Source organism: Streptomyces sp. NPDC029296 (assembly GCF_055569255.1).
Map to the genome: position 1 here is coordinate 23925 of NZ_JBVHXT010000050.1, position 18519 is coordinate 42443.

At 73.1% G+C, this 18519-nt stretch carries 16 protein-coding genes and 2 pseudogenes; 13 read left to right on the forward strand and 5 right to left on the reverse strand.

Annotation, left to right across the window (positions count from 1 at the left end; translation table 11 throughout):
• Positions 1-5 precede the first annotated feature (5 nt).
• From ACZ4W9_RS33925 to ACZ4W9_RS33935, 3 genes and pseudogenes are all read left to right on the forward strand, one after another.
• Positions 6-1403 (forward strand): annotated as a pseudogene (locus ACZ4W9_RS33925) (serine/threonine-protein kinase); the annotation flags it as partial.
• A 615-nt stretch (positions 1404-2018) separates the two neighbouring features.
• Complete coding sequence (locus ACZ4W9_RS33930; protein ID WP_467942315.1) at positions 2019-2939, forward strand: hypothetical protein; 921 nt, start codon at positions 2019-2021, stop codon at positions 2937-2939.
• A gap of 35 nt (positions 2940-2974) precedes the next feature.
• Positions 2975-3360, forward strand: a pseudogene (locus tag ACZ4W9_RS33935) (type 2 periplasmic-binding domain-containing protein); the annotation flags it as partial.
• A gap of 2 nt (positions 3361-3362) precedes the next feature.
• Here ACZ4W9_RS33935 and ACZ4W9_RS33940 read toward each other — a convergent pair.
• Complete coding sequence (locus tag ACZ4W9_RS33940) at positions 3363-4115, reverse strand: SLATT domain-containing protein (protein WP_467942262.1); 753 nt, start codon at positions 4113-4115, stop codon at positions 3363-3365.
• Between the two features lie 261 nt (positions 4116-4376).
• Here ACZ4W9_RS33940 and ACZ4W9_RS33945 point away from each other — a divergent pair, with 261 nt between their 5' ends.
• From ACZ4W9_RS33945 to ACZ4W9_RS33975, 7 genes are all read left to right on the forward strand, one after another.
• A complete protein-coding gene (locus ACZ4W9_RS33945) occupies positions 4377-4718 on the forward strand; it encodes a YbaB/EbfC family nucleoid-associated protein (RefSeq protein ID WP_318202215.1) in 342 nt (113 codons plus the stop codon).
• An 82-nt stretch (positions 4719-4800) separates the two neighbouring features.
• Positions 4801-5400: a recombination mediator RecR gene (gene recR, locus ACZ4W9_RS33950; protein ID WP_467942263.1), complete on the forward strand. Its 600-nt coding sequence runs from the start codon at positions 4801-4803 to the stop codon at positions 5398-5400.
• Entirely contained in the window at positions 5393-6055 is a 663-nt protein-coding gene (locus ACZ4W9_RS33955) for a DUF5063 domain-containing protein (RefSeq protein ID WP_467942265.1), read from the forward strand. The genes recR and ACZ4W9_RS33955 overlap by 8 nt, the downstream gene beginning before the upstream one ends.
• A gap of 164 nt (positions 6056-6219) precedes the next feature.
• Positions 6220-7491 carry an aspartate kinase gene (locus ACZ4W9_RS33960; RefSeq protein WP_318202212.1) on the forward strand — a complete coding sequence of 424 codons (1272 nt, stop codon included), beginning with the start codon at positions 6220-6222 and terminating at the stop codon, positions 7489-7491.
• Between the two features lie 16 nt (positions 7492-7507).
• On the forward strand, positions 7508-8590 hold the full coding sequence (locus ACZ4W9_RS33965; protein WP_467942266.1) for an aspartate-semialdehyde dehydrogenase: 1083 nt from the start codon (positions 7508-7510) through the stop codon (positions 8588-8590).
• A 322-nt stretch (positions 8591-8912) separates the two neighbouring features.
• Complete coding sequence (locus tag ACZ4W9_RS33970; protein ID WP_467942268.1) at positions 8913-9593, forward strand: SigE family RNA polymerase sigma factor; 681 nt, start codon at positions 8913-8915, stop codon at positions 9591-9593.
• Positions 9594-9706: 113 nt separating this feature from the next.
• A complete protein-coding gene (locus ACZ4W9_RS33975; protein ID WP_467942269.1) occupies positions 9707-10804 on the forward strand; it encodes a hypothetical protein in 1098 nt (365 codons plus the stop codon).
• A 30-nt stretch (positions 10805-10834) separates the two neighbouring features.
• On the opposite strand, the gene ACZ4W9_RS33980 is transcribed toward ACZ4W9_RS33975, so the two are convergent.
• Complete coding sequence (locus tag ACZ4W9_RS33980) at positions 10835-11626, reverse strand: SURF1 family protein (protein WP_467942270.1); 792 nt, start codon at positions 11624-11626, stop codon at positions 10835-10837.
• Positions 11627-11707: 81 nt separating this feature from the next.
• Positions 11708-12490 carry a class I SAM-dependent methyltransferase gene (locus ACZ4W9_RS33985; RefSeq protein ID WP_467942314.1) on the reverse strand — a complete coding sequence of 261 codons (783 nt, stop codon included), beginning with the start codon at positions 12488-12490 and terminating at the stop codon, positions 11708-11710.
• Positions 12491-12732: 242 nt separating this feature from the next.
• Between ACZ4W9_RS33985 and ACZ4W9_RS33990 the strand changes: the two genes are divergently transcribed.
• Positions 12733-14538 carry a S9 family peptidase gene (locus ACZ4W9_RS33990; RefSeq protein WP_467942272.1) on the forward strand — a complete coding sequence of 602 codons (1806 nt, stop codon included), beginning with the start codon at positions 12733-12735 and terminating at the stop codon, positions 14536-14538.
• A gap of 67 nt (positions 14539-14605) precedes the next feature.
• Here the strand turns inward: ACZ4W9_RS33990 and ACZ4W9_RS33995 are convergent, their stop codons facing one another.
• The gene (locus ACZ4W9_RS33995) at positions 14606-15850 is read right to left on the reverse strand and encodes a helix-turn-helix domain-containing protein (RefSeq protein WP_467942273.1); all 1245 of its coding nucleotides are present in this window, start codon (positions 15848-15850) and stop codon (positions 14606-14608) included.
• 2 nt (positions 15851-15852) lie between these two features.
• A complete protein-coding gene (locus tag ACZ4W9_RS34000; protein WP_467942275.1) occupies positions 15853-16167 on the reverse strand; it encodes a putative quinol monooxygenase in 315 nt (104 codons plus the stop codon).
• A 376-nt stretch (positions 16168-16543) separates the two neighbouring features.
• Between ACZ4W9_RS34000 and ACZ4W9_RS34005 the strand changes: the two genes are divergently transcribed.
• Positions 16544-16894, forward strand: a complete 351-nt coding sequence (locus ACZ4W9_RS34005) for a hypothetical protein (RefSeq protein WP_467942276.1) — start codon at positions 16544-16546, stop codon at positions 16892-16894.
• A gap of 448 nt (positions 16895-17342) precedes the next feature.
• A complete protein-coding gene (locus ACZ4W9_RS34010) occupies positions 17343-18509 on the forward strand; it encodes a methyltransferase domain-containing protein (RefSeq protein WP_467942277.1) in 1167 nt (388 codons plus the stop codon).
• Positions 18510-18519: the final 10 nt, after the last annotated feature.

An 18519-nucleotide genomic window follows, 5' to 3' on the forward strand; every position in this document is an offset into this window, starting at 1 on the left:
CGGGGATGGAGAAGCTGGGGCCGGGGGATCCGCCGGCGATCGGGGGCTACCGGCTGCTGGCGCGGCTCGGCGCGGGCGGCATGGGCCGGGTGTACCTGGCCCGGTCGGACCGGGGCCGGACCGTGGCGGTGAAGCTCGTCCGGGCGGAGCTGGCCGAGCGGGAGGAGTTCCGGGCGCGGTTCCGGCAGGAGGTGCACGCCGCGCGCCGGGTCGGCGGGTACTGGACGGCGCCGGTGCTGGACGCGGACACCGAGGCGCCGGTGCCCTGGGTGGCGACCGGGTACGTGGCGGGGCCGAGCCTCCAGCGGGTCGTCGGGCACGATCACGGGGCGCTGCCCGAGCGGTCGGTACGGATCCTGGCGGCCGGGCTCGCGCAGGCGCTCCAGGACATCCACGCGGCCGGGATCGTGCACCGGGACCTCAAGCCGTCGAACGTGCTGGTCACCATCGACGGGCCGCGCGTGATCGACTTCGGGATCGCGCGGGCGCTGGAGTCCGCGGCCTCGGGCGCGGAGGGGCTCACCCGGACCGGCGCGCTCGTCGGGTCGCCCGGGTTCATGGCGCCCGAGCAGGTGCGCGGGGACCGCATCACGGCCGCGTGCGACGTGTTCTGCCTGGGGTCCGTGCTCGCCTACGCGGCGACCGGGTCGCTGCCCTTCGGGACCGCCGACAGCGGGGTCCACGCGCTGATGTTCCGCATCGCCCAGGAGGAGCCGGACCTGACGGGCGTGCCGGAGGGCGTCGCCGACCTGGTACGGGACTGCCTGCGCAAGGACCCGGCGAACCGGCCCCCGCTGGAGGCGATCCTGGAGCGGACCGGGGTGGAGGACACCGTCACCGGGGGCCGCTCCCGCGACCCCTGGCTGCCCGGCGCCCTGGTCGCCCAACTCGGCCGGCACGCCGTACGGCTGCTGGAGGCGGAGAGCCCGGAGGAGGCCGCCGACGGCCACCGTGACCCGGGCCGGGCCGGCGGGGACCACCCGGGCACGCGCCCGGCCGGGGAAGGGGCGGGGGCGGAATGGCCCGCCCGGACGACTTCCCCCACCGGACCGGGCGCGCCTGCCGCATGGTGGGCGCCCGCTGGCGCGGCTTCCACCGCCGCGCCGGGGACGCCTCCGGGGCCGGGGACGCCTTCCGGGCCGGGGACGCCCGCCGGGCTGGACGCGTCTGCTCGGGCTGGGGCGCCCGGCGGACCTGGTACGCCTGGGTCGGGGGTGTCCGCCGGGCCGGGGGTGTCCGGTGGGATGGACGTGTCTGCTTGGTCTGGGGTGCCCGGCGGGCCTGGTGTCCGTGGGTCGGGGGAGCCTGCCGGGCCTGGTGCCCCTGGGTCGGGGCCGTCTTCCGGGCCGGGGGTGTCCGCTGGGCTGAACGTGTCTGCGCGGGCTGGGGAGCCTGCCGGGCCTGGTGTCCGTGGGTCGGGGCCGTCTTCCGGGCCGGGGGTGTCCGCTGGGCTGAACGTGTCTGCTTGGCCTGGGGTGCCCGGCGGGCCTGGTGTCCGTGGGTCGGGGGAGCCTGCCGGGCCTGGTGCTCCTGGGTCGGGGCCGTCTTCCGGGCCGGGGGTGCCCGCCGGGCTGGACGCGTCTGCTCGGGCTGGGGCGCCCGGCGGACCTGGTACGCCTGGGCCGGGGGTGCCCGCCGGGCCCGGTGTGGTTCCCGGGGCTGGGACGGCTGCCGGTGCGGGCGCCTTCGCCGGGCGGGGGGTGCCCTCCGCGCCGGGCATGCCTCCCGGGCGGGGGACGCCCGGGCCGGGCACGCCCGCCGGATCGGGGACGCCCGCCGGGCCGGGGACGCCTCCCGGATCGGGGACGCCCTCTGGTGCCGCGTTCCCCGCCGGGCCGGGCACCCTCCCCGGGCCGGGGTCGGCCGATGGTGCCGCTTTCTCCGCCGGGCCCGGTACGCCTCCTCGGCCGGGCGCACCCGCCGGTACGGCCGCCCCCTCCGCGTCGGCGGTGCCCCCCGCCCCGGACGTGTCCGGCGGTGGGTCCGTAGGGGGCGGGGTGATGCCTCCCCGGGCCGGGATGTCCTTCCCGGCTGCCGACGGACCGCCCGAGCACGCGCCGGTCTCCGACGGCGGCGCCCCCGCGCCCGGCAGCCACCTGACCCTGCCCACCGTCGTCACCCCCCGGACCCCGCCGCCCGCGGCGCCCGCCGGGTTCGGCGCGGCGTACGGGGCTCCGCAGCCCCAGCCGCACCCGCAGCACCCCCACCCGGCCTACGGCTACCCGCAGCAGACCGGGGCCGGGGCCTGGGGCGGGGCGGCGCAGCCGCCGTCGTACCAGCCCTATGCCGGCGGACTCGGCGCCACACCGCCGTACGGCCCGCCGGACGCCGGCCCGCCCGGGGAGCCGGAGCCGCGCAGCGGCCGGTCCACCGCGCTGCTCGTCGCGATCGCGCTGGTCGTGGCGCTGGGCGCGGGCGGCTCGGTGTACGCGCTGATGAAGAACGGCGGCGACACCGGGAACCAGGGCAGCGGCACGGTCGGCACGGCCCCCACCCACGCCTCCACGCCCGAGGACGGCTCGGCCGCCCCCACGGCCACGTCGGCCGCGCCCACCCCGAGCCCCTCCGGGACGTCCGCCGCCGGGGCCGTCCCGGACGCCTATCTGGGCACCTGGCGGACGACCCTCGGCGGGGCGGCCGGCACCGGCACCCGCGAACTGACCATCCGGCAGGGCGAGGTGGGGGACACCGTGCTGACCCTGGTCGCGGACGGGCCGGCCGAGGGCGGCGGGTCGTACCACTGTGTCTTCGAGGCCGAGCTGACCGCGGTGGCCGCGGAGGACGGACCGCTGACGATCGGGCCGTCCACCGTCACCACCGGGGAACCCGCCACCTCGTGCACCCCGGGCGAGGCCACCGAGGTCACCCTGCTGCCGGACGGACGGCTGAAGCGGGCCAAGGCGAGCGGCGGGGAGAGCCTGACGTACGGCAAGGAGTGACCCGCCCGCCCCGGCAGCCCGGTTGTTGAAGGGCGCGGCTCGGCGGGCGTCCGGTGCCGGTTCACCTGGTCAGCCGGGACGCCGGTTCCGGGACCCGGCAGGTCGTCCAGCGGCGGGTGCTGGGGCGGGGCGAGCCGGCGAACTCCTCCGTCGACTGCGTCCACAAGGACGATCCGGCGGCGCCGGTGACCCGCTGAGGGTCTCGACGGCGGCGCCCCCCCCCGTGGACGCGATCGAGCACGGGCGCAGCGCCTACCCGTACCGGGAGATCGAGTACGCCTCCACCTACGGCAGCCCGCCCGCCGACTCGCTGACGTCCGGCTTCCTGACGTATCTGTCCCGGGGGAACGGGCAGGGGATCATCCGCACGCACGGACACGTGCCGTGCTGGACCCCGGAGGGGATGAAGCTCTGCGGCTGAGGTCAGCGCGGCTCCGGGGGACGCTGCCTCGGCATGTTGGGGCGGCTGCCGCTCGCCGGCGGCAGGGGGAAGCGCCCCCCGCCCGCGCCGCCCGTCTCCCGCCGGGGCACGGCGGCCACCGCCGTCTGCGGGCCCTGCGGGGCCGGCCCCGCGCGGAACTGCGCCATCCAGTCGGTCGTCTCCGCGCGCACCAGCTCCGCGATGTCCTCGCAGAAGCGGCGCAGCACCGTCAGGCACCGCTCGGCCGCCTCGCTCGCGGTGCCCTCCGCCGGGCCCAGCACCTCGCGCACGCTCTCCGCCGCCCAGTCGAACTGCAACGCCTGGAGCCGCCGCTGCACCGCCTGGGCGGTGGCCACGTCCCGCATCCAGCCGGACGTGCACCCGAAGAACCGGTCGACACCCACGCCGGCCCCCGCGAGCAGCAGTGCCAGACAGCCCCAGGGCGCCGCCCCGGCGGCCACCCCGGTGAGGTCCAGCAGCGGCAGCGCCGCCCCGGCCACCGCCCCCGCCGCCGTGGTGACCCGCAGCGCACGCGCCCCGCGCCGCTTCCAGGACCGGTCCCGCAGGTACCAGGCGGCCGTCTCCAGGCCCCGGCGCTCCACCCAGCGGTACAGCTCGTCCAGCCGCTCGGCAGGTTCGCCCCAGTCCCCGAGCGGAAACGTCCGCCCGGTCAGATCGCCCGGCCGCAGCCCGGCCGCGCCCTCGCCCCGCCCGTCCTGAGGCGGACCCTCGGGCTGCATCTCCGGCTGACCCACCCGGCACTCCCTACTGATCACGACCGGTCGCGTTCCGTGACATTCCATGCCGACGCGCGGCCACCTTCCTACCGCCCAACGGGTGGCGGAGAGGGAGGTTTCCCCGGTTTTCCGCCCGGAAGGGGGCCTTGATCAGGTATAGGACAGCCGTCTTTCTCACTCGAAAGAGTGGCAGGGCGGGGACCGCGTGGACCACGTAGGCTCGTTGACGACTGAGAAATCGTCGGAGACGACGACCCGGAAGACGGCGAGGAGCTGATCGTGATCCCCGGTGGCCAGCCCAACATGCAGCAGTTGCTCCAGCAGGCCCAGAAGATGCAGCAGGACCTGGCGCGGGCGCAGGAGGAACTGGCGAACACCGAGGTCGACGGGCAGGCGGGCGGCGGCCTGGTGAAGGCCACCGTGACCGGCGCCGGCGAGCTGCGCGCGCTGAGGATCGACCCGAAGGCGGTGGACCCGGAGGACACCGAGACCCTCGCCGACCTGATCCTGGCGGCCGTCCAGGCGGCCAACCAGAACGCGCAGACGCTCCAGCAGCAGAAGCTCGGCCCGCTGGCGCAGGGTCTGGGCGGCGGCAGCGGCATCCCGGGCCTGCCGTTCTGACCCGGCCCGACCCGCCGCCTTCCGGGCGGAGGCGGAAGGCAACTACCGTACGTACCGAAAGGTCTCCAGGAAAGGCAGTCCGTTGTACGAAGGCGTGGTCCAGGACCTCATCGACGAACTGGGGCGGCTGCCCGGCGTCGGTCCCAAGAGCGCGCAGCGGATCGCCTTCCACGTCCTGCAGGCCGAACCGGCCGACGTGAAGCGGCTCGCGCACGCCCTGCTGGAGGTCAAGGCGAAGGTCCGCTTCTGCGCCACCTGCGGCAACGTGGCGCAGGAGGAGCTGTGCGGCATCTGCCGCGACCCGCGCCGCGACCTCGCCGTCATCTGTGTGGTGGAGGAACCGAAGGACGTCGTCGCCATCGAGCGCACCCGCGAGTTCCGCGGCCGGTACCACGTGCTCGGCGGCGCGATCAGCCCCATCGAGGGCGTCGGACCCGACGACCTGCGTATACGGGAACTTCTCGCGCGGTTGGCCGACGGGACGGTCACGGAGCTGATCCTGGCCACGGACCCGAATCTGGAAGGCGAGGCGACGGCCACGTACCTCGCCCGCATGATCAAGCCCATGGGCCTGAAGGTCACCCGCCTGGCCAGCGGCCTCCCGGTGGGTGGCGACCTGGAGTACGCGGACGAGGTGACCCTCGGCCGCGCCTTCGAGGGGAGACGACTGCTAGATGTCTGACGCCACGCTGCACGCCACGACGCAGAACCCGGACGACTTCGCGGTGCAGATCGCGGACCAGGTGGAGAGCTTCCTGGTGGCCGTCACGGAGGTGGCCAGGGGCGCCGAGCCCGGCTCGGCGGTCCCCTTCCTCCTCCTGGAGGTCTCCCAGCTGCTGCTGGCCGGCGGCCGGCTGGGCGCCCACGAGGACTTCGTCCCCGACGAGCGCTATGAGCCCGACCCGGGCCCCGAGCCGGACGTGGACGAGCTGCGCGAGAACTTCGCCCGGCTGCTGGACCCGGTCGACGTCTACTCCGAGGTCTTCGACCCGTACGAGCCCCGCAAGGCGCCCGTGCCGGCCCGGATCTCCGACGACCTCGCCGACATCATCACCGACCTCAGGCACGGCATGGCCCACTACCGCGCGGGCCGCACCACCGAGGCCCTGTGGTGGTGGCAGTTCTCGTACTTCTCCAACTGGGGCGGGACGGCCTCGGCGGTGCTGCGCGCCCTGCAGTCCGTCCTCATCCACGTCCGGCTGAACCAGCCCCTGGAGGAGCTGGACGGCCTGGACACCGACCAGGCCGACATCGGCGACGAGACGCTGGAGTTCGAGGCGGGCCGGGTCATGGCCGAGGAGATCGGCGCTCCGCTGGGCATCCGGCCGGCGCCGTAGGGGCGGCCGGCCGGCTGTGAGCCGGGGCACTTTCGGAGTGGGGTGCCGCGCGCTGGGCAGGGTCGGACGGGAGCGGAGGATGTCTCACCATGCGGGAGCAGGGTGGTGGTATTCGGACGCTCGTTAGACTGAGCCGACACAAACGAACCGAGCGAGGAGCGCACGTGGGCCTTGTCGTGCAGAAGTACGGAGGCTCCTCCGTAGCCGATGCCGAGGGCATCAAGCGCGTCGCCAAGCGGATCGTGGAAGCGAAGAAGAACGGCAACCAGGTTGTCGTCGTCGTTTCCGCGATGGGCGACACGACGGACGAGCTGATCGATCTCGCCGAGCAGGTGTCTCCGATGCCTGCCGGGCGGGAGTTCGACATGCTGCTGACCGCCGGAGAGCGGATCTCCATGGCCCTGCTGGCGATGGCGATCAAAAACCTGGGCCACGAGGCGCAGTCCTTCACCGGCAGCCAGGCAGGCGTCATCACCGACTCGGTCCACAACAAAGCCCGGATCATCGACGTCACGCCGGGCCGGATCCGCACGGCCCTGGACGAGGGCAACATCGCCATCGTCGCCGGTTTCCAGGGCGTCAGCCAGGACAAGAAGGACATCACCACGCTGGGGCGCGGTGGGTCCGACACGACGGCCGTGGCGCTCGCCGCCGCGCTCGACGCCGAGGTCTGCGAGATCTACACCGACGTCGACGGCGTGTTCACCGCCGACCCGCGTGTGGTGAAGAAGGCCCGGAAGATCGACTGGATCTCCTTCGAGGACATGCTGGAGCTCGCCTCGTCCGGGTCCAAGGTGCTGCTCCACCGCTGTGTGGAGTACGCCCGCCGCTACAACATCCCGATCCATGTCCGGTCCTCGTTCAGCGGACTGCAGGGCACATGGGTCAGCAGTGAGCCGATTGGGGACAAGAAGGTGGAGCAGGCCATCATCTCCGGTGTCGCGCACGACACCTCCGAGGCCAAGATCACGGTCGTCGGCGTGCCGGACAAGCCGGGTGAGGCCGCCGCGATCTTCCGGACCATCGCCGATGCCGAGGTCAACATCGACATGGTCGTGCAGAACGTGTCCGCCGCCGCCACCGGGCTGACGGACATCTCCTTCACCCTGCCGAAGACCGAGGGCCGCAAGGCGATCGACGCGCTGGAGCGCAACCGCCCCGGCATCGGCTTCGACTCGCTGCGCTACGACGACCAGATCGGCAAGATCTCCCTGGTCGGCGCCGGCATGAAGACCAACCCGGGCGTCACCGCGGCCTTCTTCGAGGCGCTGAGCAACGCGGGCGTGAACATCGAGCTGATCTCGACCTCCGAGATCCGCATCTCGGTCGTCACCCGCGCCGACGACGTGCCCGAGGCCGTCCGCGCCGTGCACACCGCCTTCGGGCTCGACTCCGACTCCGACGAGGCCGTCGTCTACGGAGGCACCGGCCGATGAGCCGGGGTACGGGCCGATGACCGGCAGGCCGACGCTCGCGGTCGTGGGAGCGACCGGGGCCGTCGGCACGGTCATGCTCCGGATCCTGTCCCAGCGCGCCGACGTCTGGGGCGAGATCCGGCTGCTCGCCTCCCCGCGCTCGGCCGGCCGCAAGCTGACCGTGCGCGGGGTGGAGGTCGAGGTGACGGCCCTGACGGAGGACGCCTTCGACGGCGTCGACATCGCGCTGTTCGACGTCCCCGCGGACGTCGCCGCCGCCTGGGCCCCGGTCGCCGCCGCGCGCGGCGCGGTCGTCGTCGACAACTCCGGCGCCTTCCGGGCCGACGCGGACGTGCCGCTCGTGGTGCCCGAGGTCAATCCGCACGCCCTGCGCTCCCGCCCGCGCGGGATCGTCGCGAGCCCCGACAGCGCCACCCTGACGATGATTGTCGCCCTGGGCGCGCTGCACGCCGAGTACGGCCTGCGCGAGCTGGTGGTCTCGTCGTACCAGGCGGCGAGCGGGGCCGGGCGGGCCGGGGTGGACGCCCTGCGGACCCAGCTGGCCCTGGTGGCCGGGACCGAGCTGGGCACCCGGCCGGGGGACCTCAGGCGGGCCGTCGGGGACGCCACCGGGCCCTTCCCGGAGCCGGTCGCGCTGAACGTCGTCCCGTGGACCGGGCCGCCCCGGGCGGACGGCCGGTCGGCGCAGGAGCTGGCCGTGCGCGAGGAGACCCGCCGGATCCTCGGCCTGCCGGCGCTGCCGGTCGCGGTGACCTGCGTCCAGGTGCCGGTGGTCACCACCCACGCGCTGACCGTGCACGCCCGCTTCCAGCGCGAAGTGGAGGTGGACGGCGCCCGGGAGATCCTCGCGACCGCGCCGGGCGTGGTGCTGTGCGACGATCCGGCCGCCGGCGAGTTCCCCACCCCGGCCGACGTGGTGGGCACCGACCCGGCCTGGGTGGGCCGCCTGCGCCGGTCCCTGGACGACCCGGCCGCACTGGAGTTCTTCGTGTGCGGCGACAATCTGCGCAAGGGCGCGGCGCTGAACTGCGTGCAGCTCGCGGAGCTGCTGGCCGGCCCGGCCGGCGGAGAGCCGGGCGGGGCGGCCAGCCGCGTCTGACGCTTTGTAGGATCCGGGTAAGAAGTGTGGCCGGGAGCATGGTCCAAACCACTTGAACCGTCCCTCTTGGCGGCAGAGGATTTCTCTCCCCGTCTTCCGCAACCGTACGGAGGGCGGGGAGCGTCTTTGCGGTCACCCTTGCGGGACCTGGGGACGTGATGATCCTGGCGTGGGGACGCCGTGATCGGGGCGTGGGGGCGCCCGTTCAAATGGGACATAAGGGAAGAGCGGGACGCATGACGGCACTTGAGGCCCGGCCGGTCGTCGCACATGTGACGTCGAACACGTACAACCCCCGAGGGGGGAGACGTGTCCAACTGGCGTGGCAGAGGTACTCGAACTCAGTGTGGCCCGCGGCGGCACGGCCCTGCGGCCTCCCGCGGCGCTCCGGCCCCGCACGTCCGGCGGCATGCCGGTGATCGCGCCCATGCCCGCAGCGCGGCCCGCCCGCATACCCAGTCAGCGTGACGGTGCCGAGGAGCTGCCCGGTGCCGTGACGGCCGAGGCCGCCGGGACCACCGTCGACCACCTCACCGAGACCTACCGGGCGCACTACCGCTCGCTGCTGGGTCTCGCCGCCCTCCTCCTCGACGACACCGCCTCCTGCGAGGACGTCGTCCAGGAGGCATTCATCCGCGTCCACTCGGCCCGCAAGCGCGTCCGTGACCCCGAGAAGACCCTCGCCTACCTGCGGCAGACGGTCGTCAACCTCTCCCGGTCCACGCTGCGCCGCCGCATCCTCGGACTGAAGCTGCTCTCCAAGCCGATGCCCGACGCGGCGAGCGCGGAGGAGGGGGCCTACGACCAGCTGGAGCGGCGGGACCTCATCCAGGCGATGAAGGGCCTGCAGCGCCGCCAGCGCGAGGTGCTCGTCCTGCGGTACTTCGCGGACATGACCGAGGCCCAGGTCGCCGAGACGCTCGGCATATCCCTCGGCTCGGTGAAGGCGTACGGCTCACGGGGCATCGCCGCGCTGCGGGTGGCCATGAGGACACCGGCATGAGCGACCGCGCCGAAGGGGGCGACTCCCATGAACGTCACGAGCCCTACGCCTGGCACGAGCCGACGCGCCACCACGGGCAACCGCACACGCCAACGCACGCTGGGAACGGAACTGTGAACCACGGCCCCGACGGCAAGGGCCCCGAGGGGCCCGGCCCGGTCACCGACTCACCGGACGGCCTCGACGGACTCGACTCGGACGAGCTGGCCCTGCGCCGCCTCCTGCACACGGCGGTGGACGACATCGAACCGCGCGGCGGCACCCTGGAGCACCTGCGCCGGGCGGTCCCCGCGCGCCGGGCCCGCAAGCGCCAGGCGGTGGTCGGCGTGGCGGCGGCGGCCCTGTTCATCGGCACCGCGATCCCCGCCCTGGTGCACGTCTCCCACGCCGGCGGCTCCGACCCCAACACCGCGATGGCCGGCCAGACCTCGCAGGCCCAGGGCGGCACCGGCCACGGCAAGGACAAGGGCACCGCCGGCGAGGACGACAAGAAGGACACCCCGAGCACCGAGGTCAAGCCCGGCAAGGAGACGGACAGGCCCGAGGGCGAGAAGGACCACAAGGACGCTCACCGCCCCGGCACCCCGGCCGGCACCCAGCCCACCGCCACCGCCCCCGCCGGCATCGCGCCGTGCTCACCGGGCCGGCTCGGCTCCGCCATCGGCACCGTGAACGCCCCCGACTCCGCGGGCGTGGTCTACGGCACCTTCCGCGTCGTCAACGTCTCCGCCACGGCCTGCAAGGTGACCGGCCCCGGCAGTGTCGCCCCGTCGGCCCAGGGCGCCGCCGACCCGGCCAAGATCGGCGCCGTGCGGCACTCGGCCGGGGACGCGGCGGCGGCCCTGCCCGACCCCTCCCTGGAGGTCGCCTCACTGGTCCTGCGGCCTGGAGCGGCGTACGAGGAGAAGTTCGCCTTCGTGCCCTCCGAGACCTGCCCGGCCGTGGGCGGCAGCACCGACGGGGGCTCCGACACGGGCGGCCCGTCCCCCGACCCGACGCCGACCCAGGAGGCGGGCGCGACCGGCGGGGCGACCGACACCAGCACCGGGACGCCGGGCGCGACGACCCAGCTGGTCACCGAGGACGGCACGGCCGACGGCAGCGTCGCGGTCACCCACACGGCTCAGGGCGGCGCACCGGCGGCGACCGCGGTGGTGCCGGGGGCGTGCGCGGGGACGGTGTACTACACGGGGCTGCTGGCGGGGGCGTGAGCCCTCCCGGCCGGCGCCGGATCCGCCGGGTCAGCCGCTCGGGACCGGGGTGCGCTCCGCGTCCTCCGGCACCAGGCCCAGCGCCGCGTCCCGCTGGAACTCCAGCTCCCGCCGCAGCAACCGGAACCACATGAACACCACGAAGCCCGCGAAGACGAACCACTCGCCGGTGTAACCGAGGTTCTGGAACGCCTTCAGGTCCAGCCCCGTACCGGTCGGCGCGGTCGCGGGCACGGCCTTCATCCCGGCCTCGCCCTTGTCCAGCGTCACCCACGCGTCGTACAGCCGGTCCGGCACCAGGTTGACGAGCGACGCCGTGCTGATCGCCGCCGTCTGCCCGGCCGGCAGCCCGCCCTGCGCGCTGACCCCGTTGTCCCCCGGGGTCTCGGACGCCTGGAGCGCGCCGGTGACGGTGACCTCGCCGGCGGGCGGGGCGGGGGCCTTCGCCGGGTCCGCCGTGCCGGGCAGCCAGCCCCGGACCACGGGCAGCGCCTTGCCGGAGTCGGTGCGCAGCAGGGTGAGGACGTAGAAGCCGCGCTTGCCGTCCAGCTCCCGGCCGGGCACCAGCAGCTGCCTGCCGTAGTGCCCGCTCGCCGTGACCCGCCGGCCCGAGGTGCTCTTGTCGACGGGCAGCATCGAGTCCAGCGGGCGCGCGGCCTCGCCGCGGCCGGAGGAGGCCTGCTCGGTCGCGGTGCGGTGGTCCTCCACGCGCCCCTCGAACCGGCTCAGCTGCCACGACCCCATGAACACGCAGAACGGGATGGCGAGCAGCACGAAGACGTTGATGCCCCACCAGCGGGGTGTCAGCAGAAACCGGTACACGCCCTCCACGGTACGGCGCCCGCTCCGGCCCCCGGGGCGCGGGTCGGCTCTTGAACCGGCTCCGGCGGCTCGGCTCCGGCCTCAGCCGCTCCTGCTCGCCTTCAGCGAGTAGATCAGCGGGACGCGGGGGTGGCCGGCCGGGAAGCGGTGGTAGCCGTCGCGGACCTCGAAGTTCGCGAAGCGCGGGAAGAGCGAGACGTCGTGCTCGTGCAGGAATTCCACGCGCAGTCCGGTCGCGGCGAGCGCGGAGACGACGTCCCCGAGGGTGTGCTGCCACTCCACGCTGCGGTTGTGGACGGTGGCGGCGTCCAGGTCGGCGTAGGTGCCCGGTTCGTTCCACACCTGCGCGTCCCGGGCGAAGTAGTCCCGCACGATGCGGGTGCCGGTCTCGTCGTCCAGGGACTCGGTGAGCGGGTGGAACTCGGCGAGGTACAGGAAGCCGCCCGGCGCGACCAGGGACGCCGCCGTCTCGGCCCAGCGCCGGATGTCCGGCAGCCAGCACAGGGCGCCGAGCCCGGTGTAGACGATGTCGTACGACGGCTCGGGCACGGCCTCGGGCGCGTCGTACACGTCACCGGTGACGAAGGCCGCCCGCTCGGGGCCGTAGCCGAGGTCGGCCGCGAGGGCGCGGGCCGCCTCCACGGCGGGCGCGGAGAAGTCCAGGCCGACGACGCGGGCGGCGCCCCGGTGAGCCCAGGAGAGGGTGTCGGTGCCGATGTGGCACTGGAGGTGCAGGAGTGTTCTGCCGGTGACATCGCCGACCTCCGCCGTCTCGAAGTCGCGCAGGTCGTCCCGGCGGGTGCGGAAGCCGGCGAGGTCGTAGAAGGGACTGGCGACGTGGAGGGGCACGCGCTCGTCCCACAGGGCCCGGTTGTCCTCCAGCCAGCCCTCGGGGAGGGAGTCCAGGGGGCGGGAGTCCTGGGGGAGTGCGTCCTGCGGGGCGGTCGGAGAGGATCCGTCGGACGAGGGGCCGTCGGACGGGGACCCGTCGTATGTGGGCGAGGAATCGGCGGAAACGCTCATGGCCGGGAAGTTATCCACAGGCTGCGCACACCCGCCACCCAATTGTCGGTTCGGCCAGGCAGTATGGGCGCATGACTGGGGCCATGAGCGAAAACAGGACACCGGACGCACCGGACATGCCGGACTGGGAGAAGCGGTTCAGGGCGCCGCGGGTCTCCCTGCCCGACTGGGCGGAGGACGCGCCGGACCGCGCCTTGTTCGTGTCGAACGCGACGGGGACGTACGAGCTGTACGCCTGGGACCGCGCGACGGGCGAGCAGCGGCAGGCGACGGACCGGCCGAACGGCACGACGGACGGCGTGCTCTCCCCGGACGGCGCGTGGATCTGGTGGTTCGACGACAAGGACGGCGACGAGTTCGGCATCTGGCGCCGCCAGCCCTTCGCGGGCGGCCCCGACGAGCCGGCCGTGCCCGGCCTCGCCCCGTCCTACCCGGCTGGCCTGGCCCTGTCCCGCGACGGCCGCACGGCGGTCGTGGGCCGCTCCACGGACGACGACGGTACGACGATCCACCTGGCGCGCGAGGGCGCGGAGCCGGTGGAGATCTACCGGCACCGCGAGTCGGCGGGCGTCGGCGACCTCTCGCACGACGGCTCGCTGATCGCGGTCGAGCACACCGAGCACGGCGACGCCATGCACGCCGCCCTGCGGGTGCTGCGCCCGGACGGCACGACGGTCGCCGAGCTGGACGACACCAAGGGCGGCGTCGAGGAACTGGGCCTGGAGGTGCTGGGCTTCGCCCCGGTCGACGGCGACACCCGGCTGCTGGTCGGGCATCAGCGCCGGGGCCGCTGGGAGCCGATGGTGTGGGACGTGGCGACGGGCGAGGAGACCGAGCTGGCGCTGGACCTGCCGGGCGACGTCGGCGCCGAGTGGTACCCGGACGGTTCGGCCCTGCTCGTCGTGCACGGCTTCGAGGCCCGCAGCGAGCTGTTCCGGTACGACCTGGCGGCCCGCGAGCTGACCCGCATCCCGACCCCGCCCGGCACGGTCTCCGGGGCGACGGCCCGCCCCGACGGCAGCGTGGAGTACCTGTGGTCGTCGGCCGCCGAGCCCCCGGCGGTGCGCTCCACGGCCGGCGGTGTGGTGCTGGATCCCCCGGGCATGGCGTGCCCGCCGTCGGTGCCGGTGGAGGACGTGTGGGTGGAAGGGCCCGGCGGCCGCATCCACGCCCTCGTCCAGAAGCCGGCGGGCGCCACGGGTCCCCTGCCCACCGTCTTCGACCTGCACGGCGGCCCGACCTGGCACGACAGCGACTCCTTCGCGGCGGGCCCGGCGGCCTGGGTCGACCACGGGTACGCGGTGATCCGTGTCAACTACCGGGGCTCCACCGGCTACGGCCGCGCCTGGACCGACGCCCTCAAGCACCGGGTGGGCCTGATCGAGCTGGAGGACGTGGCCGCGGTCCGGGACTGGGCGGTCTCCTCGGGCCTCGCCGACCCCGGCCGCCTGGTCCTCACGGGCGCGTCCTGGGGCGGCTACCTGACCCTGCTCGGCGTCGGCACCCAGCCGGACGCCTGGGCGCTCGGCATCGCGGTCGTCCCGGTCGCGGACTACGTCACGGCGTACCACGACGAGATGGAGTCCCTGAAGGCCATGGACCGCACCCTGCTGGGCGGCACCCCCGAGGAGGTCCCGGACCGCTTCGCCGCGTCCTCCCCGCTCACCTACGTCGACCGGGTCAGGGCCCCGGTCTACATCTCGGCGGGCGTCAACGACCCCCGCTGCCCGATCCGCCAGATCGACAACTACGTCGAGAGACTGGAAGCCCGCGCCGCGGTCCACGAGGTCTACCGCTACGACGCGGGCCACGGCTCCCTGGTGGTCGACGAACGCATCAAGCAGGTCGGACTGGAACTGGACTTCGCGGCACGGCACCTGCCTGGCTAGCTCGCAGTCGGCGCACGTCGGCCTCGCCGGCGTGTCCGCCACCTCTCGAGCCCCATGGCTGCGGCCCCTACCCCATGGCGTCCGTGCGCTCGGCCAAACCGCGTAGCTCGGACGAGGCCGACCGCCCGGCCATCAGCATCAGCTCTCGGATGGCTGCGCGTGCGGCAATGTGGGTTCTGATCAGGTCGGGAGCGATCTCCTCGGCTTTCAGCAGGCACGCGAGCGCGTCGCCGAGTTGCCGACGCTGCACGTGGGCACGTCCGAGATCCATCAGTAGTCTGGCCTGCCGTTCGGTGGACAGGACACTGATGTCCAGTCCTTCGGCCGTGTCCAGGGCTTCTCCTGCGTCACCGAGGTCGACGGCCGTGGAGACCGCTTGGACCTCGACGTTCGTAGGGCCGAACTCAAGGTTGAAGTCGTTACGTTCATATCCCAGGCGGGCGGCGACGGCGCGTCCCTTGTCGATCTGCTCGCGAGCGGCGGACCGTTCACCGGCGCGTGCGTGCACCAGGGCCAGCGCGAGGTGGAGCGAGCCGAGGACCGACAGCTCCTCTGGGGGCGTCGACTCGGCTTCGGCATGCCGGGTCAGGGTGTTGAGCGCCGCGGTGGCAGCGTGTTCGGCCTGATCCAAGCGCTTGAGCCGGACGAAAGCGTGCACCAGCCGGAAGACGCCGACGAAGACTCCGAGAGGGTCGCCGGCGAGTTCGGCCGCGCGGATCGCCCGGTCCGCGGCCAGCCACGCGGCATCCGCCTCATCCTGTCGTACGAAGGCCGCTGACAGGGCTTGGTAGGTGCGTGCCAAAAGCCCATGGACCTCCGGCGCGAACTCGCCAGGGGCCGTCCGGGCGGCGCGCTCCAAACGCGGCAGCAACGTGCCCAGAGCCCGGCTGAGGTCTGCGAACCGGTCTTCGTGCGTGAGCCTCCAGACCCGCTCCACCTCGTCCCGCAGTACTTGAACCGCATCGGCACGGAAGTCTTCTCGTGGTTCGAGGACGACATCCAGCGCCGAGTGCCCGGAGATGACCAACCGCGCCTGATCCAGATCGTTGGGCACCGCTTCGTCGGCAGCCCCGGCGTCAGCCAACCTTGCGTCGACGGCCTCGGGTTGGAGGACATGCAAGGGTACGCCGAGTCCGTCGGCGAGCAGCCGCAGTACGTCCAGCCGATTGACCGGCTGGATTCCTCGCTCGACCTGCGACACCCAGCTTGCCGTGCGGCCGATCACCGCGGCCAATTCGTTCTGGGTCAGGTCTCGCTGCCGTCGCAGTTCGGCCACGCGCGCCCCGAAGGCCCGACGTCCCTCTGAGGACACGGCTACGCCGCCACCTTCCTGGCGATGGCATCGAGGAACGTCACGTCCACGCCCGTCAGATAGCGTTCGCGCTCCGCGAGGAACCGCTTGGTGTGCGGCTGGGCTTCGTGCGCCTCGAAGGCGGAGCGGTCTTCGTACAACTCGTAGAAGACGCGGACCAGCGGCTCACCGACCGGAGTGTGGGTGACGTAGGCAAGCGTGCCCGGCTCATGCTGCGTAATCCCTTTCAAGGTCTCACCACACAGTGCGTCAAAGGCAGTCGCTGCCTCTTGGTCGCGCAACTTGAACCGTACGACGAGCCCGAAGCCTTCACTCATGAGCGCTCCTTCCCTTGGGCGCCAGTCTGTCAGGCGTACCCCTCCCTGCGAATAGCAAAAGTTCTTAACTCGCAGAGAATCTGCGAGTACGCTCGTAGTCGTTCCAGCACTGAGCGTGATCATGCGTGGGATGGGGGCACCTTTGTGCCCCGTTGCCAGCTGCCGTTCAGGGCGCACAACACGACAGACCCCCGCGACCGCTGGCACGGCCCGGGGGCATGGCCACCTGGAGAAAGCAGGTAGACATGCCGCACTGTAACGTCCGCCTCTCCGCCCCACCCCTCGCCGAGCGGAACCCCCTCAAGTACCGCCGATGGGAGCGACACCGGCCCTCGCTCAATCTCCCACGGATCAACGATGCAGGAGCGGCGGCCTGATGGACGACTCCAAGAGGGGCACCACATGCCGTGCCGCCCGCCTCCTGCCCTGGACCAGTCCGGAGGGCAAGCCTTGCTACCTCATCCCTGACGACGACGGGAGCGGCTACCTCTCCCGTCTGGCGGACAAGGTGGAGTCCGTTCAGTTGGGTATGGGTGAGCAACTTCTCCAGCACGCGGGGGCGTTGATCGACGACCCGGCTACCGGGCCAGTCGAACTTCGTTACCTGTCGGCGCGATTGACCGAGTCCTTGAGAGCCGCACTGTGGGTGGCGGAGAGTCGGGGAGCACGGCTGCTGGTGCCGGAGGCTGACGGGGGCGATCCGGAGCCCGGCGAGTCGCTGTTGTAGAGCCCTGGCCAGGGCCAGCCGGCCGGATCCGGCGTCGGGCGTCACGCCCATCAGTGGTTTCCCGACGTCTTCAATCACCTGGCCAGCGCGTGCTGCTCGTTCACGCCATCACGCATTGGCCGGTCCCACTCGAAGAAAGAGGAGACCGTCTTATGGGGAGCAAACCTCCGCCGCCCCCTCCGGACCGGCCCAGGCCGCCTGGTCCCCGGCCGGCTGACCGGGGCATCGGCCGGTCCTGTGAATCGACCGGAGCCTCAGCCCGTAGCGGCAGAAACCGACACAACACGAAGGAGGCTCACATGGGATGGGGAACCGGTAAGGGCGGATCCGGTGGCGACGGCAAGCATGCCGGGGGCAAGGACCCGGGTACGTCGAAGCCGTCTCCGGACACCGCTCAGCCGAAGCCTGACCCCAAGCACAAGAAGGGCTGAGCTTCGGCATGTACGTCATGAGTGATGAGGAGCAGGCCGCCGCGTGTGGTCTGCTCCGCGCCCTCAGGGCAGAACTGGGGTCCTTGAGTCCCGAGTTGGGAGCCGCCTTCCACCGTGCCCCTCGGCACATGTTCCTGCCCCGCAAGGTCTGGCTGGCCGACGAAGGCGACTGGGTGACCTGCCACCGTGACGAGGAGGCCGCGCGATGGCTCGCCGCCGCCTACGCTGACGCGCCGGTCGTCACGCAGGTCAATGACGGCCGGGAACCGGGAGACGGTGACGTCTGGCCGTCGTCGTCCGCGTCCGCGCCGTCGATCGTGTTCCGCATGCTGCGGATGCTCGACCCGCGCCCTGGGCACAGGGTTTTGGAGATCGGCACCGGCACGGGGTGGAACGCCGGGCTCCTCACCGCTCTGCTCGGCGACGGGAACGTGACGACCGTCGACATCGATCCCGCACTCACCGGCGCCGCCGTCCGCTCGCTGGAGGCGCTGGGCCTGCGCCCGCGGGTCGTGTGCGCGGACGGAGCTGGCGGACACCCGCCCTCGGCGCCGTACGACCGGATCATCGCCACCTGTTCCGTGCGTCGCCTGCCCTACGCGTGGGTGGAGCAGACCCGGCCCGGCGGGATCGTCCTCACGCCCTGGGAGACACCTTGGTTCTGCTACGGGCTGCTGCGACTGCACGTGGGTGGTGACGGGGTCGCCTCCGGGCGTTTCGCGCCGTACTCCGCGTTCATGCTGATGCGCGGGCAGCGCACGGACCTGCGGATCTACCGCGATGTGGTGCGCGACGGGCACACCCCGGAGGAGACATCGACCGGTCTGGATCCGTGGCTCGTCGCCGGCGCGGATGCCGACGCCCGCTTCGCCGTGGGGTTGCGGTTGCCGGACGTGTGGCATGCCTGGCACGAACGGCCGGACGTTCCGGGCGTTGCGACGCGGCTGTGGCTGGCGACCACGGATGCCACCTCGTGGGCCGCCGTGGACTGGGACGGCTCTCCGGACGCCCGCGAGTACACCGTCTGGCAGTACGGGGAGCGCCGGGTGTGGGACGAGGTGGAGGGCGCCTACGCGTGGTGGGCGGAGCGGGGGCGTCCCACGGTCGATCGGTTCGGGGTCACCGTCACCGCCGACGGCGGGCGGGGCTGGCTGGACGAGCCCTCCCTGAGCTGGGCGCTGTGACGCGGTGCGG